Raw genomic sequence first — 18,069 nt, 5'->3', positions numbered from 1 at the left:
CGTCGCACCGCGCGCCCGCGACCGGTGACGTCGGGCCCCGCGCGGGCGCTTCCTCACCTGGCTGGACTGTCCGATCAGGGCGATCGGGATCAGAATGATCAACGGTCCACCCGCGCGCCGCTCCGGGTGCGCGGTTCCGTTCCACGTCGGAGGAGCCAGATGAGGCATACCAGACGGCGATCGCTCGCCGTCAGCGTCCTGTCGATCGTCGCGTTGGGGGTGAGCGGCGCGCAGGCCGTCGCGGCGCCGAACGCCAAGCCGCGACCGTCGCACTACAACCTGCTGGTGCAGGCCGGCCGGGACCGGGTCAACCGGCTCGGCTCCGGGCGGCTGCGCACCTTCGCCGAACCGGGCGAGCCCGGCGAGGACGAGGAGGACGAGGCCGAGAACTCGATGGAGTCGGCCCAGCAGTACGCCGAGGCGCGGCTGGCCCCGGGCATCGTCGCGCCGGGCGCGTACTCGGCGGCCTGGGCGCAGTTCCGGTCGCTGCCGCGGGTCGGGGGCGACCTCACCCACGTGACCGGGTTGCCGTACGACTCGGACGACCCGCGGTACCGCGACATCAGCTCCAACTCGTCGGGTGGCTCGGGCTACGTCACCGGCCGGATCACCGCGATCGCCGCCGACGACGCCGGGAACGTGTACGCCGGCGGTGCGGACGGCGGTGTGTTCCGCTCGCGTACCGGGGGCGGCCGATGGGAGTCGATCGCCGACGGTCTGCCCACCCTCTCCAGCGGCGACCTGCAGCTCGACGCCAAGGGCCGGCTCTGGTACGCCACCGGCGAGGCCAACACCGGCGCCACCTCGTTCGTCGGTACCGGCGTGTACCTGCTGACCGACCCGGCGCACGGGACGTTCTCGCCGGGCGACCGCGTCGGCGGTACCGAGCTGGAGTCGACCACCATCAACGCGCTGCGCTTCGCCGGCGACACGGTCTGGGCGGCCACGAACCGCGGCGTCTTCACCCACTCGATCGTGACCCGGGCCGGACCGTGGAAGCTGGAATTCGCCCCGAACCCCGACTTCCTGCCCGGCGGTACCGAGGCCGACGACCCGGACGCGCCGTACAAGAACATCACCAACGACATCGCGATCGACCCGAAGGACCCGAGCCGGGTCCTGCTCGCGGTCGGCTGGCGCAGCGGCGACGCGTACAACGGCTTCTACGCCAAGACGGGCGGCCGGTGGATCCGGGTCACCGACCTCGGCGACCTTCCCAGCGACGCGGCGGACGTCGGTAACGTGACCTTCGCCCGCTCCGCCGACGGATCCCGGTACTACGCGATCGACCAGTCCCCCACCCAGCTCAACACCAACCCGGACAGCGCGTTGCAGGGCTTCTACGTGTCGCGCTCCGGCTCGCCGTTCGGCCCGTGGACGCAGATCGCGGACTACCACCAGCTCGCCGCGTCGGGCTCCGCGCTGACCGATCCGGGCTACATGCCGGGCATCCAGGCCTGGTACAACCAGTTCCTCCAGGTCGACCCGGCCAACCCCGAGCACGTCTACGCCGGCCTCGAAGAGGTGTACGAGACGAAGGACGGCGGCGCCCACTGGACCACGCCGGGCCCGTACTGGAACTTCAGCTTCCCCTGCTGGGACATCGACCCGGCCAGGCAGACGGGTGACTGCAACCCCACCACCCACTCCGACCAGCACTCGGTCGCCATCGGGACCTACCACGGCAAGACGTCGGTGTACGTCGGCAACGACGGCGGCATCTACCGGCGCCCGGTCGACGGGGTCGCCGACGCCGACGGGCACGCCAAGGACTGGACCAGCCTCAACGACGGCACCATCGACACGCTCCAGTACTACTCGGTCGGCGTCGGCCGGGACGGCCGGCACGGCGTGGCGGTCACCGGCGGCCTCCAGGACAACGGGCAGTCGATCCTGCGCCCCGGCGACCGGGCGATGGGGTCCAACTTCGGCGGCGACGGCGGCGACACCATCGCCGACCCCGACAACGGCTGCGACATCGCCGCCGAGTACGTCTACCTCGCCGTGTCGGTCACCAACAACTGCGCGGTCAACGACGGTTCCTGGACCACCGACCCGAGCAGGGTGAGCACCTACGACGTGGCGCCGCCGGACGCCGACACCGGCGAGGCCCGCTTCATCGCCCCGCTCACCGTCGACGCCACGCGCCCCGACACCTGGGTCGCCGGTGGACGGCACGTCTGGGTGCAGACCCACGGCTTCGCGATCCGCTCCGGTGACGAGTGGACCAGCGCCTACGACCTGGGCGAGGAGCGCACGGCCACGGCGGTCGCGGCCTCCGGCGGGACCATCTACGCCGGTTGGTGCGGCCCCTGCAACAACCAGGGCTTCGCGCGCGGCATCGCGGTCGGCAAGGCCGACGGTACCGGCTGGCACGAGCTGAACCTGCCCGTCGACGGTACGGTGCCGAACCGGTACGTGGCCGGATTCGACGTCGACCCGGCGAACGCCCAGCACGTCTACGTGGCGGTCAACGGGTTCTCCCGCAAGTTCACCGAGGGCCCCGGCGCCGGGATCGGGCACGTCTTCGAGTCCCGCGACGGCGGCACGCACTGGACCGACATCTCGGCGAACCTGCCGGACGTGCCGGCCAACTCGGTGAAGCTGCTCGCCGGCGGCGGGCTCGTGCTCGGTACCGACCTCGGGCTGCTCTACCGGGCGCCGGGTCACCGCGACTGGGCGGTACTCGGTCGTAACCTGCCGAGCACGGCCGTGCTTCAGGTGAAGGTCGGCCCGGACGACAAGCTCTACGTCGCGACCCACGGTCGCGGCATCTGGTCGCTGCCCATCCGGCGGACGAGGGACGGTCGCTCGGAGTTCTGAGCCGATCGGACCACGACCGGGACGGATCGGGTCTCCGCGTCCCCCCGGTGACGTCGCGGCCCCCGCTCCGGCATCCGGAGCGGGGGCCGCTCGGTCGATGGTCACCATGGACGCGGCGGGCGGTCCGCCCGCCGCGCGAACGGGGCCGGGCCGCCGAGGGTCAGGCGAGGTCCGCGGCGACCAGCTCGGGCAGCTTCTGGTCGAAGAGCCGGGCGAATTCGAGACTGGGCAGGACCTGTCCCCGCTGGTGGAGGTCCCGCGCCAGGTGGTAGCCCCACCCGGCCGCCCGCGCCCGCTGCTCCGGCGTGCCGTGGTGCGCCGGGCTCGTGGTGACGCAGTCACCCAGGTTGGAGAAGACCCGGGTGGCCTGCTGCAGCCGCCACCGGTCAGCGCCGCGCCTCGGGCGTGGCCCAGGAAATACGCGGAAACCTGTCCGCCATCATTTCGAGCCGCCGGCTGGCCTCCGGTCCGGGCAGGTCGGACCCGAAGAGGTTTCCGGCGGCCTGGATGAGGTGCCCGTACTCGTGCGCGATGACCGCCTGCGGGGCCACCTCGCCCAGCCCGATGGCGGCGTACGCGTCCAGCATGCCGTCACCGATCAGGATCTTCGGAAGCCGCGCGTCACCGGTCGGTCGAGGGACGGCTCGATCGCGGGTGGACGGGATGTCGGGCCTGGTAGGCGAGCCGGTAGTCGGCGTCGGCGGCGAGTTCGTCGAGGATCTCGTCGAGCTCGGCGAAGGCCTCCCAGCGCTCGACGGCGCCGGCGGCGGCGAGTTCGGCGACGACGAGGTCTTCGAGGTCGGGTACCCGTTTCCCCTTCCAGATCTTGTCGGCGAGGCTGACCAGGTGGTCGTCGGTCGTCGTGTCCCGAGCGGTCCAAACGGCGTGGGTGCGCGCGAAACGGGCCAGCCGCGCCGGTACGCCGTGTGAGAGCAGCAGTGCCTCCCCGGCCAGCTCGTGTTCGGACCCCGGGCCGGTCAACTCGTGCACGTGGACGACCTTGCCGATGTCGTGGCTGGCGGCGCCGTACCGCACGGCATCGCGGTCGAAGGCGAGAGCCGGACAGCGGGCGGCGAGCAGCTCGGTCAGTTGCCAGGCGACGTCGTGCACGGCACGCAGGTGCGCGGCCAGCCGAGCCGGAGCGCGCAGCGACACCAACAGCTCACCGATCGCGGCGGGCAGCGGTCGTAGTCTCGACCGGCCCGGATCGAGGGCGTGGGCGAGTTCCGGTGGAACCACGCGGCAAGAGTAGTCGCGGCCTCCGTGCTTGCCACCGGGATCGACGGCTGCCAGGCTCCGTGCCATGAATCCGCTGCGGCTGCACGAGTTCCCCTCGGGCGCGTACTCCCTGCTGCTGAACGCCGGCTCCACCGAGGTCGACGACGTGGTCGACGAACTCGGCCACGAGCCCAACGGGTACTTCTGGGAGGGCGTCGCCCAGTGGCTGGTCCGTACGGAGGCGCCGGCGCTCGACGGGCGGTTCTCGTACGACTCGGAGGGCGGCATGTTCTGCGCGCACGGTACGGACCGGGCGGCGCTCGAAGAGTTGTCCACCCGGATGCAGCCGGTGGCGACCGACCCCGAGCGCATGCGGCGGCTGATCACGTCGGCGGAGGCGGACGGGTTCGAGTTCGACGACTGAGCAGCCTGCCCGTAGCGCCCTTGTGACGGCCGGCTGTCCGGCGGGACGGCTGGACCCCGGCCCATCGGTCGTCATTGTGACGGGCGCCTTGCCATCGCGCACCGAGGGGCGACACTGGGCGCACCCAGGGAGGCAAGTATGGACACGATCCGATGGGCCGCTCCGCTCGCGCTGGTCGCCACGCTCGCCATCGGCGGCGCGGGGTGCGGGGACCGCTCGACCGGGGAGACGGGCGGCGGCCGGGCGACGCCCGAGGCGCCCGACGGCCCGCTCAACCGGAACGACGAGAACGAGGCGCGCAACTCTCCGCTGGACATCCCGCGCATCACCCAGAGCCAGGGTCAGCCCGTGACGGAGGTCCGCAAGAGGTTGGAGGCCGACCTCAGGAAGCAGTGCGGCGGGACGCTCTGCGTACGCGTCAGGGTGCGGCAGGGCGACAACGACATCCTCTCCACCTGCCAGTTCGACGACACCGACCCGGCACCCGGGTCGCGGGTCGAGCGCGGCGGCACGGTGACGATTCTGACCGGGACGCTTCCCTGCGCGACGGCCACCACCGGCGACGACAGCGCGGCCAGCACCGAACCGCAGCCGACCGGCACGTCCTGACGGCGCCTCCGATGAGCGGGAGCGGGACGGACCCCGCGGAGCCGACCGAGGGTGGTGTGCCCGGGCTACCACGGTTGGCCCGCGTTCTGGCCGCGGTCGTGGCGCCGACGACGCTCGTGACCGCGCTGCTGTTCTACTTCGGTTGGATGCAGCTCTTCTGGTTCTTCGACTACTTCGGAGTGCACGCGACGCTGCTCGGCTTCGACACCGTCGACTACCTCCTGCGCAGCGTGGACGCGCTCTTCGTACCGATGACCGTGCTCGCCTGCGTCGCGTTGGCGGCGGCCTGGACGCACGCCGCACTCAGCTCTCGCCTCGCCGGTGGTGCCCACCCTCACCTGGTACGCCGGCTCGCCGCGGCGCTCGGGGCCCTCGGGCTGCTCCTCGCCCTGAGCGGCCTGCTGACCGTCTTCACGCCGACGGTGCTCGACCGGGCGGTGACGCTCGCGCCGCTCTGCCTCGCCGGGGGCGTCCTGCTGGTGCGCTATTCGGTACAGCTCTGGCGCGATAGCCGGCCGGCACGGGACGTCGCCGTGCACCCGCAGCGGCAGGAGTGGGTGGCGGTCACCGAGTGGGCCGGCATCTTCGTCCTCGTGGCCCTGAGCCTCTTCTGGGCCGCCACCGACTACTCGTCGGCGGTGGGCAGGTCACAGGCCCGACGGTACGCCGAGGAGTTGTCCCGCCAGCCCACCGTCGTGCTCTACAGCCAGCGCAGCCTGCGGCTGGACGGGCCCGGTGTGCGGGAGCTGCGCTGCGCCGATCCCGAAGCGGCCTACCGGTACCGGTACGACGGGCTGAAGCTCGTACTGCAATCCGGTGACCAGTACGTCTTCCTGCCCGAGCGGTGGACCCGCGAGCGGGGAGGCGCGTTCGTCATCCCCCGCACCGACGCGCTGCGCCTGGAGTTCCACCCGCCCGGTGCGACGCCGCCCGGCACCTGCTGAGGCGGCCCCGTCCGGGCCGCCTCAGCGGGGCTGCGTCCACGGCTCAGCGGGGCTGGACGAAGACCGCCACGCTGCGGGCCGGTACCGAGAAGGTGCCCGAGCCGGGTTCGAACGAGGCGGCCCGCAGTGCCGGGTCGGCCGAGGTCCGCGGCACCGGGTGCGGCTCGGCCCTGGCGCCGCGCAGTCCCGGTACCGTCTGCCGGGCGGTCGCCGGGGTGGCGTTGAAGACCACGGTCACCGCGGACCAGCGCGGGTCCAGCCCGGTCCCGTCCAGCCGCATCGTGATCACGCCGGGCGTCTCGTCGCGGCCGGAGAGCGGGAACGACACCCGGCGCTGCACTTCGTCGGCGGTGGCGAGCCCGAAGAGCGGCGAGGAGTTGCGGATCCGCAGCAGTTCGGCGTACCGGGCGGTGGTGCGGTCGATCGTGGCGCAGTCCGGTACGAGGGCCGGGTCGGCGAGCAGCGGCCGGGCGTACGGCCACTTGTCCTGGTTGTCCGCGGCGGGCGGCAGCCCGACGCCGAAGCCGTTGCCGTCCGCGCAGTCCCAGCGGATCTGGTTGAAGTGGTCTCCGCTGTTGAACGAGTTACGGTCCAGCGACTTGGAGCGCAGCCGCTCGGTTCCGGCCGTCACGAAGCCGGTGCCCTGCCCGAGCACCACCGTGGCGAGCGCGAGCACCTGCATCCGGGACCGGTCGGCGGCGGCGGTACCGGCCGGCAGCTTGTACGCCAGCGCGTCGTACAGGATCTCGTTGTCGTGCGCGTCGACGTAGGTCACCGCCTCCCCCGGCGCGGCGGTGTAGCCCGCCGGCGCGCCGTTGTAGTCGACGCCGGCGCCGGTCACCGTCTCGCCCGACGAGGCCACGAAGCGGTAGCCGGCCAGGTTGCCGGCGAGCCCCACCTTGATCAGGTCCTGCTGGTGCAGCAGCCGGGCGCGCTGCTGCTCGGCCGAGCCGTTGACCGGGTCGCCGTTGGGGTCGGTGTAGAGGCCGGAGGCGAAGCCCTGCACCCGGGGGTTCGCGTCGAAGGGGCCGCCGCCGCGTACGCCGTCGCGCAGCCGGTCGTTGAAGGTACCGATCCCGGTGCCGGCCAGGTTGGCCTGGGTGGCCTGCTCGAACCGGGCGCCGCCGGCCACCTCGCCGAAGTCCCAGCCCTCCCCGTAGATCATGATCGACTTGCCGTCGACGCCGTCGCGGGCGAACGTGAGTCGGTCCAGCGCCGCCCGTACGGCGAGGATGTTCGCCTTCGGGTGGTGCCCCATCAGGTCGAACCGGAAGCCGTCCACCTTGTACGCCCGCGCCCAGGTGACGACCGAGTCGACCACCAGCTTGCCCATCATCGCGTGCTCCGGGGCGGTGTTCGCGCAGCAGGTGGAGTCGGCGACGGTCCCGTCCTCCAGCAGCCGGTGGTAGTAGCCGGGCACGATCTGGTCCAGCACCGACCTCGGGTCGGCACCCGACGCCGAGGTGTGGTTGTAGACCACGTCCAGCACCACCCGCAGGCCGGCGCCGTTGATCCCGGCCACCATCCGCCGGAACTCGCCGGTGCGGGCGGCGCCGGCCGGCTCGACCGCGTACCCGCCCTCCGGCACCGTGTAGTGCAGCGGGTCGTACCCCCAGTTGTAGCCGTCCCGGTCCGCGACGGCCGCGACGCAGGCCTGCTGCCGGTCCGAGTCCGGCGGCAGCGCGCCCAGGTCGCAGGCGGGTCGCGCCTGGTCGGCACGGTGCTCCGGGATGGTGGCGAAGTCGAAGGCCGGCAGCAGGTGCAGGTGGGTGACCCCGGCCTCGGCGAGCGAGCGCAGGTGCCGCATCCCGGTGCTCGCCGGGTCGGTGAAGGCCAGGTACGTGCCGCGCCGCTCGGGCGGGACGCTGGCGTCCGCGACGGAGAAGTCCCGCACCGACAGCTCCTGGATCTGAGCGCGGCCGGCCGGTACGGCGGCCGGTTTGCGCAGCCCGGCCCAGCCGGGCGGGGCCAGCCCCGGGTCGGCCAGGTCGACGAGCTGGCTGTGCGTCGAGTCCGGGGCCAGCGCCACCGAGTACGGGTCGGTGACGGAGGCGGTGACCAGGCGCTGCGCGGCCGGCTGCCACGCCCGCACCCGGTACCGGTACCAGCGCCCGGTCCAGCCCGGTTCGCCCCGCACCGACCAGACGCCGGTGGCGTCGTCGCGACGCATCGCGACGGTACGGGTCGGGGTCGCCGCCGGCGTGTCGTAGAGCTCCAGGTCGACCTGGTGCGCGGTGGGCGCCCAGACCGCCAGGCTCGGCCGGCCGCGGTCGAAGGTGGCGCCGAGCCGGGCGGCGGTCGCGCCCGGGTACAGGTCGTCGAGCACGCCGGGGATCTGCACCCCGGTCGCCGCGAGCAGCTTCCCCTCGTGGTCGCGTTCGGTGACCACGAGCTGGCCGCGTACGGCGGCGGGCACCCGGGCCAGGTCGCGCGGGTCCAGGGCGAACGTCCCGTACCGCCACAGGTGCGGGAAGCGCGCCCGCTGGGCCTCGGTGAGCCCGTTGCGCCCCGCCCGCAGCGGCAGTGCGGCGTACCCGCCGACCAGCTCGCCGTCGACGACGCGCAGCCCGCCGTCCGGGGCGCTGACCAGGTCGTACCGCTTCCCGTCGGTGGGCCCGGTCAGCCAGGCCACCGTGCCGCGGTCGATCCAGTGCGCCCGCTGCCTGGTGAGGTCCAGGTCGGCCCCGGCGGTGGTGGTCGCCGGCAGCAACCGGCTCGGCACCCCGGCGAGCAGCCAGGCTTCCCGGCCGGCGGTGGTGAAATCGAGCCGCTGGTCGTCGGGGAGGTCCTTGGTGTCTCCGGAGTGGACGATGTAGTTCAGGCCGGTGGCGCCGGGCGCCAGCGGGACCCGGAAGGTGACCCCGAAGGCGTCCCGTCCGGCGGGCTCCAGCGGGTCGGCCCACTCGGTCGGGTCGGCCGCGCCGTCCCAGACGTGCAGGCCCCAGCCGTCGTAGTCGCCGTCGGCCCGCCGGTAGTGCAGGATCGCGGTGTTCTCGTCCACCGGCGGGTCCGGTTCGCCGGTGGCGGCCTGCCGGCTCGGGTAGACCGCCGGGTCGCCCTGCTTGATCCAGACCTCGCCGGTACGGGTCACGTCGATGCTCCGGTCGACCGCCACGTCCTTGTTGCCGGCGCCGTCGACCACGAGGAACCCGACGGATTTCGCCCCCGGCCGCAGCCGTACCCAGGCGAAGCGCCCGTAGGAGTCCTCGCCGGCGAAGGGCTGCCCGGTCGGCCACGGGGTCTGGTACGCCGGGTCGAGGTCGCCCCAGGCGTAGAGGTGCCAGTCGTCGTAGCCGCCGGCCGGGCGCTGGTAGTGCACCACCGCCCAGTCCGGGGAGCCGGTCGGCGGTGGCGTGCCGACCCGGGCCGTCGAGGTGGCGACGGCGGTACGGCCCCGGCCGTCGCGCACCACCGCCCGGTACTCGATCGGGGTGTTCGCGGCGAGCCCGGCCAGGTCGTGCCGGACCTGGTACGGCGCCCGGTCGGCCGACCCGAGCAGGGTCCACTTGCCGCCGCCGACCCGGGCCGCGACGGTGACCCGGGCCAGCGGGTCGCCGGTGACCTGGGCGGTGACGGTGGCCTGGGTGGCGACCGGGGCCCCGGGCGCGGGCGCGGTGACGCGTATGGCCGGCGCGGCGGACGGCACCGGGATCGGCCGGTCGGCGCGGTAGACGACGGCGCCCAGCGGCGGCACGGTCAGCGCGAGCGCACCGCCGGCACCCGTGGCGGGGCGCCCCGAGGTGCCGTAGACGCCCCGGAAGGTGGCCCCCGGCGACCAGGTGTCGACGGTGACGGACCGGGCGGTGGTGGCGTTGTTGACCGCGACCACGTACTCGACCCGCTCGGCCGGGTCGATCCGGGAGAAGGCGAAGACGCCCGGGCCATCGTCCGCGTACCGGGTCACCTGCACCCCGTCGCGCAGGGCCGGGTGCGTCTTGCGCAGCTCGCCGAGGGCGGCGATGGTCCGGTAGACCGGGTGGGCCGGATCGTACTGGTCGCTGGCGTGGGTACGGTCGGTGCCGAGCAGGTCGTCGTCGAGGTAGTCCGGCACCCGGGAGGCGAACATGTCCTGCCGGGCGTCCTTGTCCCCGCCCGGGCCGGTGAAGCCCTGCTCGTCGCCCGAGTAGATCACCGGCTGGCCCCGGGTGAGGAACATCAGCTCGTGGGCGAGCTGGTCGCGGCGCAGGTGGGTGGCCGGGTCGCTGCCCCCGCCCGCGATGAACGAGCCGATCCGCCCCATGTCGTGGTTGCCGAGGAAGGTGGGAAGCCGGCCGGCGTCGGTGTCCCGGGCGGCGTACGCGTCGTCGTGGGCGTACACGTCGGCCAGGGCGCGGGCCGACCCGCCGGCGGCGGTGTAGCCGCGGGCCGCCTCCTGAAAGGCGAAGTCGAGGGTCGCGGGCAGCCCGCCGCGGCGCACGTAGGTGGAGGCGAACTCGGGGTCGGCGCTGTAGACCTCGCCGAACATGAAGAAGTCGGGCTTGCCGGCGCGCGCGGCGGCGCGCTCGACGCCCTGGCTGAAGCGGGGCCAGAACTCCAGGTTGGCGTGCTTGACGGTGTCGATGCGGAACCCGTCGACGCCGGTCGAGGTGACCCAGTCGGCGTAGATGTCGGTCATGCCGCGCACCACCTCGGGGCGTTCGGTCCAGAGGTCGTCGAGGCCGAAGAAGTCGCCGTACTCGCTGTTCTCACCGCTGAAGGTCGAGTCGCCCCGATTGTGGTACATGGTGGGGTCGTTGAGCCAGGCCGGCACCTTGACGCCCGCGTCCGCCTGGGTCGGGAAGACCGGCGTGTACGGGAACGAGTTCGCGTCGACCGGCGGGAACGGCCGGCTGCCGTCGGCGTAGTTGCGGTCCTCGAACGGGCGCCCCTGGGCGTCCCGGTACGGCTCGGTCTGCTTGTCGACGTAGTCGTACCGGTTCTCGGCGTACCGGATCACGTCGGCCGTGTGGTTCACGATCACGTCGAAGTAAATCTTGATGCCCCGCCGGTGGGCCAGCTCGACCAGGCGCCTCAGGTCCTCCTTCGTACCGAAGTGCGGGTCGATCTCGGTGAAGTCGGTGATCCAGTAGCCGTGGTAGCCGGCGGAGACGTCGGCGCCGCTGCCCTGCACCGGCCGGTTCTTGAACAGCGGCGCGAGCCAGATCGCGGTGGTGCCGAGCCCCTGGATGTAGTCGAGCCGGTCGATCACGCCCTGGATGTCGCCGCCGTGGTAGAAGCCCTTGTCCGTCGGGTCGTACCCGGTGCTCAGGCGGTCGCCCGGGAGCCGGCCACGGTCGTTGCGCGGGTCGCCGTTGGCGAACCGGTCCGGCAGTACGAAGTAGAACTGCTCGGCCCGGGAGCGGCGGTCGGCACCGGCCGAGGCCAGCGCGGCGGCCGAGGGAGTCCGGCTCCACCGTGTCGCACCGAGCGCCTCGGCGAGGGTGTCGCCGGGCTGGCCGGCGCTGGCGGACTGGCCGGCGCCTGCGGACGGGGCGCCGCTGGCGGACGGGGCGGCCACGGCGGGTCGGGGCGCCACGACCGGTGCGCCCGCGAGGGCGAACGCGAGCAGTGCGGCGAGGCCGGGGCGGAGGCCGCGCGGGCGGGACGAGGGCTGCTTCATCGACGGCCTTCCTTCGGTCGCTGACTGGCCCGCACGGTAGCGTTTGCGGAAATCCTCTGCAAGACCTTGCAACTGACGCTCTGCGGACAGCAGGTCGTTGCGCAACGCGGCGCCGTCGCTGGTTGCGGTCCGGTTCGCGCGCCGGTCGCCGTGGGGGTGGGGGCCGCCATGCCCGGCTCAGCCCGTCACGCTTGATGTCTTCGCCGGGCACGGCGGGCCCCACCGACCGTCGGTGCCGGGTCCGGACACGGCAGTGTCCCTGTCGGACGCCGGGCGTCGCGGCGCCGGTCGCGGCGTCGGCGCCGCCGGACTCCGGCGCTACGGGTCAGCTCTCCGGGTCGTCCAGGGTGAGGGTGAGCAGGCCGGCGTCGTGGCCGACGACCAGGGTGGAGTCGATCCCGAGCAGGCATCGGGGTGCCTCCTCCAGCGGGACGAGGCGTACGCCGCCGGTGGCCGGCTCCCAGAGGCGCAGGTTCCGGTCCGCGCCGCTCACCGTCGCCACCACGAGACCGCCGCCGGGCCGGGCCAGCGCCGCCACGGCCCGCACGTCGGCGTGCGCGGGATCGGCCGGCAGCGGGTCGCCGAGGCGTACCCCGAAGCTCTCCCAGAGCGAGACGGTGCCGTTCCGGTCCGCCAACAGCACCGGCTCGCGGTAGCCCGCCAGGCCCCTCGGCCAGGCGGCGGCCACCAGATGCTCGTGACCGAGGGCGGCGAGCCGCCGCTCGTCGGGGGCCATGCCGGTGCGCTCGCCGGTGACCGCCGCCGAACTCCAGACGTCCACGGTGCGGTCGCCGTGGACGGTGACCACCTCCCCGCCGCTCCACGGGGGCCGGTCGCTGACGTCGATCACCGCCATGCCCACCACGGGCTGGCCGGGGCGGCGGAACAGCTCGCCCAGCTCGCGGCGGGTGGCCGGATCCCACAGCCGCACCGCGCCCGCCGCGTCGCCGGTGACCAGCACCGTACGGCCGTCGCGGAGCCGCCCGAGCCAGGTGTCGCCGGCACCGCCGCGCTCGGGCGGCATCGGTACCGCGGCGACCGACAGCACGGGCACCCCGTCGCCGGTGGCCGGGGCGGCCAGCGGGCGGCCCGTCGCGGCGTCCCACCAGCGGGGAGCGCCCGAGCCGTCGGCCCCGGCGAGCAGCACGGACCCGTCCGGGAGCGGGACCGGGACCAGGCCCGAGACCGGGCCGATCCCGCCGGCCGGCTGCTCGCCCAGCGGGGTGCCGTCGGCCAGGTCCCAGCGCCACAGCACCCCGTCGGGGCCGGCGGCGGCGAGCACGTGCCGGCCGTCGGGCAGCGTCAGCGCGGCCAGCGCGTCGACCGGGCCGGCGGCACGGGGCGCGCGCCACGAGGGTCGTACGCCCGGCGCCGGCGCGGTGGCCGGCGGGCCGACCGGCGCCGGTCTGAAGCCGGAGTCGTCGGCGACGGTCGCCGGGTCGAGGCGGTTCGCGTCGACCGGGGACGCGTCGAGGTCCTCGCCGACGAGGTCGCCCAGCGGCCACGTCCGGTCGCACTCGCCGCAGCGGAAGTGACCGGCGAGGCGCGCCAGCGTACGGGCCCAGGGCGCCGCGCCCCGGACCGCCACCATCGCGGCGACCAGGCACCAGACCGCGGGAGTGGGCGTGCCGGCCGGTACGCCCGCGGTCGCGACCGCCCCGGCCACCCGGAACAGCCCGTCCCAGCCCGGCCCGAGCACCTCGGCGCGGCGCGCCGCCTCGACCGCCGCCGCCACGTCGGCCCACCCCGGCATGTCCCGCGCGGCGCCGACGGGCTCCGGCAACGGCGGGAACGGTACCGGTGGCCGCAGCGGATCGGCGAAGCCGTCGACCTCGTGGTCCTGCTCGCAGCCCGGGCAGGCGACCCCGACGTACCCCCCGGTCGGCGACAGGAAGCTCCACAGGGCGCCGCCGGTACGGTGGCCGGCCAGCGCGACGCAGGCCAACGCGTGGTAGCTCGAGCCGGCGGCATCGGCGGTCGGTACCGGTCCGGCGGCGCCGGAAGCGGGCGGCGGCGCGAGGAAGGCGCGCAGCGCCAGCGTCTCGGCGGTGCGCAGGGCCTCGGTCAGCCCCTCCTGCAGGCCCGGTACGGGCGGCGGCTCCGGGAAGTCGCCCGCGCCGGCCGTGACGAGGAAGCCGACCTCGACCCAGAAGTCCGCCAGCGTCTCCGGGGGCAGGCCGGCGGCGAGGTCGACGAGGTGCGGCAGCGCCGCCGAGGTGGTGCCGTAGACGGTACCCTGGTGCAGGATCTCGTCCTGGAGTTCCCGCCACGGCTCGCCGAGCCGCCCGCTCGCCACGATCTGCCGGAGCAGTTCGACCGCGCGCTCGCGGGAGTAGCAGGCGGAGAGTTCGGCCCAGTGCGGACTGTCGAGCGGCAGCTTGGCGACCATCGGCACACCGTATCGATGGGTGGCGACACTCCGGGACGGCGATCGGCGCGGGCGGCTTTTGCCGGTTCGGCAAGGAAGTTTGCGGACCCGGCGCCGGGGTCGCAGGGTGGTCGCGGAGGTGGTCACCATGACCGAGCACAGCCACGCACCCGGGCACGGCCCCGCGATCGACGTCGCCGAGCTGTTCACCGAGGAGTTCTGGGACGAACGCTACAGTTCCGCGGACCGGATCTGGAGCGGCAACCCGAACCCGCACCTCGTCACCACCGCCGGCGACCTCGTGCCCGGCGACGCGCTCGACGTCGGCTGCGGCGAGGGCGCCGACGCGATCTGGCTGGCCGGCCGGGGCTGGCGGGTCACCGGGATGGACGTCTCCGGGGTCGCGCTGCGGCGCGCGGCCGGACACGCCGCCGAGGCCGGTACGGAGATCGCGGAGCGGATCACCTGGGAGCGCGCCGACGTGCTCACCTGGACCCCGCAGCCGCGGGGATTCGACCTGGTGACGGCGCACTTCATCCACCTGCCCCGGCCGGAGCTCGAGTCCCTGCACCGGCGGCTGGCCTCGGCCGTACGGCCGGGCGGGACGCTGCTGGTCGTGGGGCACCACCCGTCGGACCTGGAGACCACGATCGGCCGCCCGAACCTGCCCGACCTCATGTTCACGGCCGAGCGGGTCGCGGCGGTGCTGGATCCGCGCGAGTGGGAGATCTCCACCGGCGCGCCCGAGCGCCGGGCGGTGGACCCCGAGGGGCGACCGGTGACGATCCGCGACGCCGTGCTGCGCGCCGTACGTCGGTAGCGGCACGGCGGGCGGCGGAGCCGGCGGTCAGACCGCGACCGACGGGGCGGCGCCGCACCACTGCTCCAGGGCGGTGCGGACCTGGGCGGTGTCGGGGCGGTCGGCGCCGAAGGCCACGTACCCGTCGGGGCGGACCAGCAGCGCGGTCGCGCCCTCCGGCGCCGTCCCCTCGGCGCGGACCACCGCGATCCGCTCCCGCCACGGCTCGCCGGCCGCCGCGGCGGCACCGTCCGTCGAGAGGTCCAGCAGCAGGAACCTGCCGCCCCGGGCCAGCTCGTAGAGTCGCCGCCGGTGGCCGTCCACCGTCAGCTCCAGGTCCGGTACGCGCCGACCGGCCAGCGCCGAGCCGGACGTCCCGTCGGGTACGGGGTAGGCGATGCCGAGCCCGGAGAGGGTGAGCCGGACGGTCCGCGCGATCGCCGGGCGGCCCAGCAGCGCCGGCGCGAGGTACGGTCGGATCAGCCGCAGCGGCGCGGGCGGCACCGCCAGGCGCAGCATGAGATCGGTGATGCGCAGCGTGCCGCGCCCGACCGGGTGCCGCTCCTCCTGGAAGGAGTCGAGCAGCCATCGGGGCGCCCAGCCGTCGTGCGCCGCCGCGAGTTTCCAGGAGAGGTTCGCGGCGTCCTGGATGCCGGTGCTCATCCCCATGGCGCCGAGCGGGGAGTGGACGTGGGCGGCGTCCCCGGCGAGGAAGACCCGGCCGACGCGGTACCGGTCGGCCTGCCGCCGCTCGCTGAGGAAGCGGGTGGACCAGCGCAGCTCGACCACGTCCAGGCCCTTCCCCGCGATCCGCCGGAGCGAGTCCCGGACCTCCTCGATGCCGAGCGGCTCGTCCAGCGGTACGTCCCGCCGGGTGCGGTCCCAGACGGTCGCCCGGTACCAGCCGTCGCCGTACGGGGTCAGCAGCGCCGTACCCTCGTCGCCGACGAAGGGGTTGATGGCGAGCGGCAGGTCGCGGCCCAGGCGTACGTCGGCGAGCAGGATGGTCGTGTCGTAGCTGCGCCCGCTGAACCCGACCCCGAGCAGGCGCCGCACGGCGCTGTGCGCGCCGTCGCACCCGACCACGTGGTCGGCCCGTACGGTGCGTCCGTCCCGGGTGGACAGCGTGACGCCCCCGGCGTCCTGGGTCAGCCCCGTCACCTCGGCACCGTGGACGATCTCCACGCCCAGCCGCCGTACCCGCCGGGCCAGCAGCGCCTCGGTGCGGGCCTGGGCGACCATCAGCACGTACGGGAAGCGGCTCTCCGGGTGGCGCAGGTCCACCACCAGCTCGGTGCCCTTGAGGTGCGGGCGCACCTCGGGCACCCGCACGCCCTGCGCCACGAGTTCGTCGGCGAGCCCGCGCAGGTCGAGCAGTTCCAGCGTCCGCGCGTGTACCGCGAACGCGCGGGTCAGGTTGGACTCCTCGGTACGCCGCTCCAGGATCGTGACGGGCACCCCGGCCTCGGCCAGGTCCCCGGCGAGCATCAGCCCGGTGGGCCCGGCTCCGACGACGACAACACTCATGACGGCCTCCCCGCGGTTGGTGCGGGTCCCGCAGGCGCGACCCGCCGTTGTTGCGGGTCCCGCAGGTGCGGGCCCGAAAGGGAACTCGGAGTATCGGTACTTCGAGTTCCGGTACTACGAGTATTGGTACTCGGGGTACCTGATAATGTCAACGCCGATCGGAGGAGGGGCATGGGTACCAACCGCGGCGGCCGCAGGCCGGACCCGGCCGTCGACACGGCCGTACGCGAGGCGCTCGTCGAGCTGCTCTTCGAACGCGGCTTCGACATGACGTTCGACGACGTCGCCGCGCGCGCCGGCGTGGGCCGCACGACGGTCTTCCGGCGCTACCCGACCAAGCGCGAGCTGCTGCTGGACGCGGTCGGGCAGGTGACGGTCGGGCAGATCACCCTGCCCGACACGGGCTCGCTGCGCGGCGACCTCACCGCCGGCCTGACGCAGATCATGCGGGTCTTCGACGCCCCGGGGATGCGGGTGCTGTTCCGCCAGTGCCTCGGCGAGGCGTGCCGGGACCCGCTCTTCACCGACGTGCTCCGGGCCAACCTGGACCGCCGCCTGGAGCTGATCACCCGGCTGCTGGCGCGGAGCGTCGAACGGGGCGAACTGTCGGCCGACACGGACGTCGCCGTCTTCGCCGACCTGCTCTCCGGGGTCATCGCCATCCGGATGGCCACCGACACCCCGCTACCGGACGCCGCCGAGATCTCCACGCTGGTCGACGGCCTGCTGCACGGCTTCGCGGCCAAGTGAGCCGGGCACCGCTTCGCGACTGATTCGCGACTGAGCGGGCCGGGCGGTGACGACGGCCCGCCCGGGGTGAGTGCCGGGCGGTGCCGACGGCCCGCGCGGGGTGCGGGCCGGGCGGCGGGTTCCCGCGGCCCGGCCCGTCGGGGGTCAGCGGGACGGGAGCCGGACCGCGATCTCGGTGCCCAGCCGCGCGCCGGCGAGCAGCGGCAGGTCGTCGCCGCTCCAGAAGCGGCCCGGGTCGTACCAGTTCGGCCGGCGGCCGGCGGGCAGCAACCCCATCGCCTCGTACGTGACGGCGACGACCTCGGCGCAGTAGGCGGTCTCCAGTCGGCGGTCCTGCGCGGTCGCGCCGGCGGGCACGTTCCGCGCACCGCCGGGCACAGCCGCGTCGGGGGACGCGGCGCCGTCGGAGGACGCGGCGCCGTCGGAGAGCGGAGCCCGCTCGGAGGGCACAACCGCGTCGGAGGGCGCGTGCCGTGGAGCGGGCGGCGCGAGGGACGAGGGCAGCTCGCGGGGGCCGAACCGGAGGCGCCGGCCGAACCGCTCACCGAGCACGGAGCGCACGTCCGGCGTACGGCCGCGCAACCAGCGCCAGGCGAGCCGGGCGGTGGACGGAAACGGCGTACCGTCCAACCGGGCGACGGTACGCAGCACCGCGTCCTCCATCTCCCGATCCGCCGGCGGTTCGAGCTGGCGCAGCCAGGCGCGCTGGCCGTACCGCTGCGCCCAGACCGTCACGGCGTCGCGCAGGTCGTGCAGCTGCACGCCGCGCTGGTGCGTACCGGACCACATGTCCGGCAACGACCGGCCCAACTCCGCGTGCCACATCAACGGCGGCAGGTCGTCCAGGACGACGGACATGCCGACGTGGTTGACCGGACTGTTCGTGGTGAACTGGATCGCCCGGTCCGGCATGCTCCGCCCCCGGAAGACCCACACATCACCGGTACGGGTCAGCTCGATGGCCTCATCGAGGCTGATGCTCGTCTCCGCCACGGGCACTACCCTAGG

At 74.2% G+C, this 18,069-nt stretch carries 12 protein-coding genes; 6 read left to right on the top strand and 6 right to left on the bottom strand.

Annotated elements, in window-relative coordinates:
* Positions 1 to 159: 159 nt before the first annotated feature.
* Complete coding sequence (locus AB0J86_RS14255; RefSeq protein WP_363856981.1) at positions 160 to 2,823, top strand: glycosyl hydrolase; 2,664 nt, start codon at positions 160 to 162, stop codon at positions 2,821 to 2,823.
* 386 nt (positions 2,824 to 3,209) lie between these two features.
* On the opposite strand, the gene AB0J86_RS14250 is transcribed toward AB0J86_RS14255, so the two are convergent.
* Together AB0J86_RS14250 and AB0J86_RS14245 are read right to left on the bottom strand one after the other, a co-directional pair.
* On the bottom strand, positions 3,210 to 3,410 hold the full coding sequence (locus AB0J86_RS14250) for a hypothetical protein (RefSeq protein ID WP_363856979.1): 201 nt from the start codon (positions 3,408 to 3,410) through the stop codon (positions 3,210 to 3,212).
* Positions 3,411 to 3,444: 34 nt separating this feature from the next.
* Positions 3,445 to 4,062, bottom strand: coding sequence for an HD domain-containing protein (locus AB0J86_RS14245; protein ID WP_363856977.1), 618 nt, complete (start codon positions 4,060 to 4,062; stop codon positions 3,445 to 3,447).
* A gap of 64 nt (positions 4,063 to 4,126) precedes the next feature.
* Between AB0J86_RS14245 and AB0J86_RS14240 the strand changes: the two genes are divergently transcribed.
* The 3 genes from AB0J86_RS14240 to AB0J86_RS14230 all read left to right on the top strand — a co-directional run bounded on the left by AB0J86_RS14240 (position 4,127) and on the right by AB0J86_RS14230 (position 6,018).
* Complete coding sequence (locus AB0J86_RS14240; RefSeq protein ID WP_363856975.1) at positions 4,127 to 4,465, top strand: Imm51 family immunity protein; 339 nt, start codon at positions 4,127 to 4,129, stop codon at positions 4,463 to 4,465.
* Positions 4,466 to 4,603: 138 nt separating this feature from the next.
* A complete protein-coding gene (locus AB0J86_RS14235; RefSeq protein ID WP_363856973.1) occupies positions 4,604 to 5,074 on the top strand; it encodes a PASTA domain-containing protein in 471 nt (156 codons plus the stop codon).
* A gap of 56 nt (positions 5,075 to 5,130) precedes the next feature.
* Positions 5,131 to 6,018 (top strand): hypothetical protein, encoded by an 888-nt coding sequence (locus AB0J86_RS14230; protein ID WP_363856971.1) that lies wholly within the window; start codon positions 5,131 to 5,133, stop codon positions 6,016 to 6,018.
* A 43-nt stretch (positions 6,019 to 6,061) separates the two neighbouring features.
* Here the strand turns inward: AB0J86_RS14230 and pulA are convergent, their stop codons facing one another.
* Together pulA and AB0J86_RS14220 are read right to left on the bottom strand one after the other, a co-directional pair.
* Positions 6,062 to 11,617: a pullulanase-type alpha-1,6-glucosidase gene (gene pulA, locus AB0J86_RS14225; RefSeq protein WP_363856969.1), complete on the bottom strand. Its 5,556-nt coding sequence runs from the start codon at positions 11,615 to 11,617 to the stop codon at positions 6,062 to 6,064.
* A 325-nt stretch (positions 11,618 to 11,942) separates the two neighbouring features.
* Positions 11,943 to 14,006: a WD40 repeat domain-containing protein gene (locus AB0J86_RS14220; RefSeq protein WP_363856967.1), complete on the bottom strand. Its 2,064-nt coding sequence runs from the start codon at positions 14,004 to 14,006 to the stop codon at positions 11,943 to 11,945.
* 127 nt (positions 14,007 to 14,133) lie between these two features.
* Here AB0J86_RS14220 and AB0J86_RS14215 point away from each other — a divergent pair, with 127 nt between their 5' ends.
* Positions 14,134 to 14,805 carry a methyltransferase domain-containing protein gene (locus AB0J86_RS14215; protein ID WP_363856965.1) on the top strand — a complete coding sequence of 224 codons (672 nt, stop codon included), beginning with the start codon at positions 14,134 to 14,136 and terminating at the stop codon, positions 14,803 to 14,805.
* A 27-nt stretch (positions 14,806 to 14,832) separates the two neighbouring features.
* On the opposite strand, the gene AB0J86_RS14210 is transcribed toward AB0J86_RS14215, so the two are convergent.
* Positions 14,833 to 16,311, bottom strand: coding sequence for an FAD-dependent oxidoreductase (locus AB0J86_RS14210; protein WP_363856963.1), 1,479 nt, complete (start codon positions 16,309 to 16,311; stop codon positions 14,833 to 14,835).
* 171 nt (positions 16,312 to 16,482) lie between these two features.
* Here AB0J86_RS14210 and AB0J86_RS14205 point away from each other — a divergent pair, with 171 nt between their 5' ends.
* Positions 16,483 to 17,061 carry a TetR/AcrR family transcriptional regulator gene (locus AB0J86_RS14205; RefSeq protein ID WP_363856961.1) on the top strand — a complete coding sequence of 193 codons (579 nt, stop codon included), beginning with the start codon at positions 16,483 to 16,485 and terminating at the stop codon, positions 17,059 to 17,061.
* A 144-nt stretch (positions 17,062 to 17,205) separates the two neighbouring features.
* Here the strand turns inward: AB0J86_RS14205 and AB0J86_RS14200 are convergent, their stop codons facing one another.
* Entirely contained in the window at positions 17,206 to 18,054 is an 849-nt protein-coding gene (locus tag AB0J86_RS14200; protein WP_363856959.1) for a hypothetical protein, read from the bottom strand.
* Between the last annotated feature and the right edge of the window lie 15 nt (positions 18,055 to 18,069).

The sequence above is a fragment of the Micromonospora sp. NPDC049559 genome (assembly GCF_040676675.1).
Taxonomy (GTDB): Bacteria; Actinomycetota; Actinomycetes; order Mycobacteriales; family Micromonosporaceae; genus JBFAPK01.
The sequence above is the reverse complement of the archived record's forward strand: the minus strand, read 5'-3'. Positions and strand labels throughout refer to the sequence as shown.

Bases quoted from the DNA above. Each gene is read 5' to 3' on its own strand.
- AB0J86_RS14205 (WP_363856961.1), top strand. From the start codon at position 16,483: ATGGGTACCAACCGCGGCGGCCGCAGGCCGGACCCGGCCGTCGACACG.
- AB0J86_RS14250 (WP_363856979.1), bottom strand. From the start codon at position 3,410: ATGCTGGACGCGTACGCCGCCATCGGGCTGGGCGAGGTGGCCCCGCAG.
- AB0J86_RS14210 (WP_363856963.1), bottom strand. From the start codon at position 16,311: ATGAGTGTTGTCGTCGTCGGAGCCGGGCCCACCGGGCTGATGCTCGCC.
- AB0J86_RS14240 (WP_363856975.1), top strand. From the start codon at position 4,127: ATGAATCCGCTGCGGCTGCACGAGTTCCCCTCGGGCGCGTACTCCCTG.
- AB0J86_RS14235 (WP_363856973.1), top strand. From the start codon at position 4,604: ATGGACACGATCCGATGGGCCGCTCCGCTCGCGCTGGTCGCCACGCTC.
- AB0J86_RS14215 (WP_363856965.1), top strand. From the start codon at position 14,134: ATGACCGAGCACAGCCACGCACCCGGGCACGGCCCCGCGATCGACGTC.
- AB0J86_RS14255 (WP_363856981.1), top strand. From the start codon at position 160: ATGAGGCATACCAGACGGCGATCGCTCGCCGTCAGCGTCCTGTCGATC.
- AB0J86_RS14220 (WP_363856967.1), bottom strand. From the start codon at position 14,006: ATGGTCGCCAAGCTGCCGCTCGACAGTCCGCACTGGGCCGAACTCTCC.
- pulA (WP_363856969.1), bottom strand. From the start codon at position 11,617: ATGAAGCAGCCCTCGTCCCGCCCGCGCGGCCTCCGCCCCGGCCTCGCC.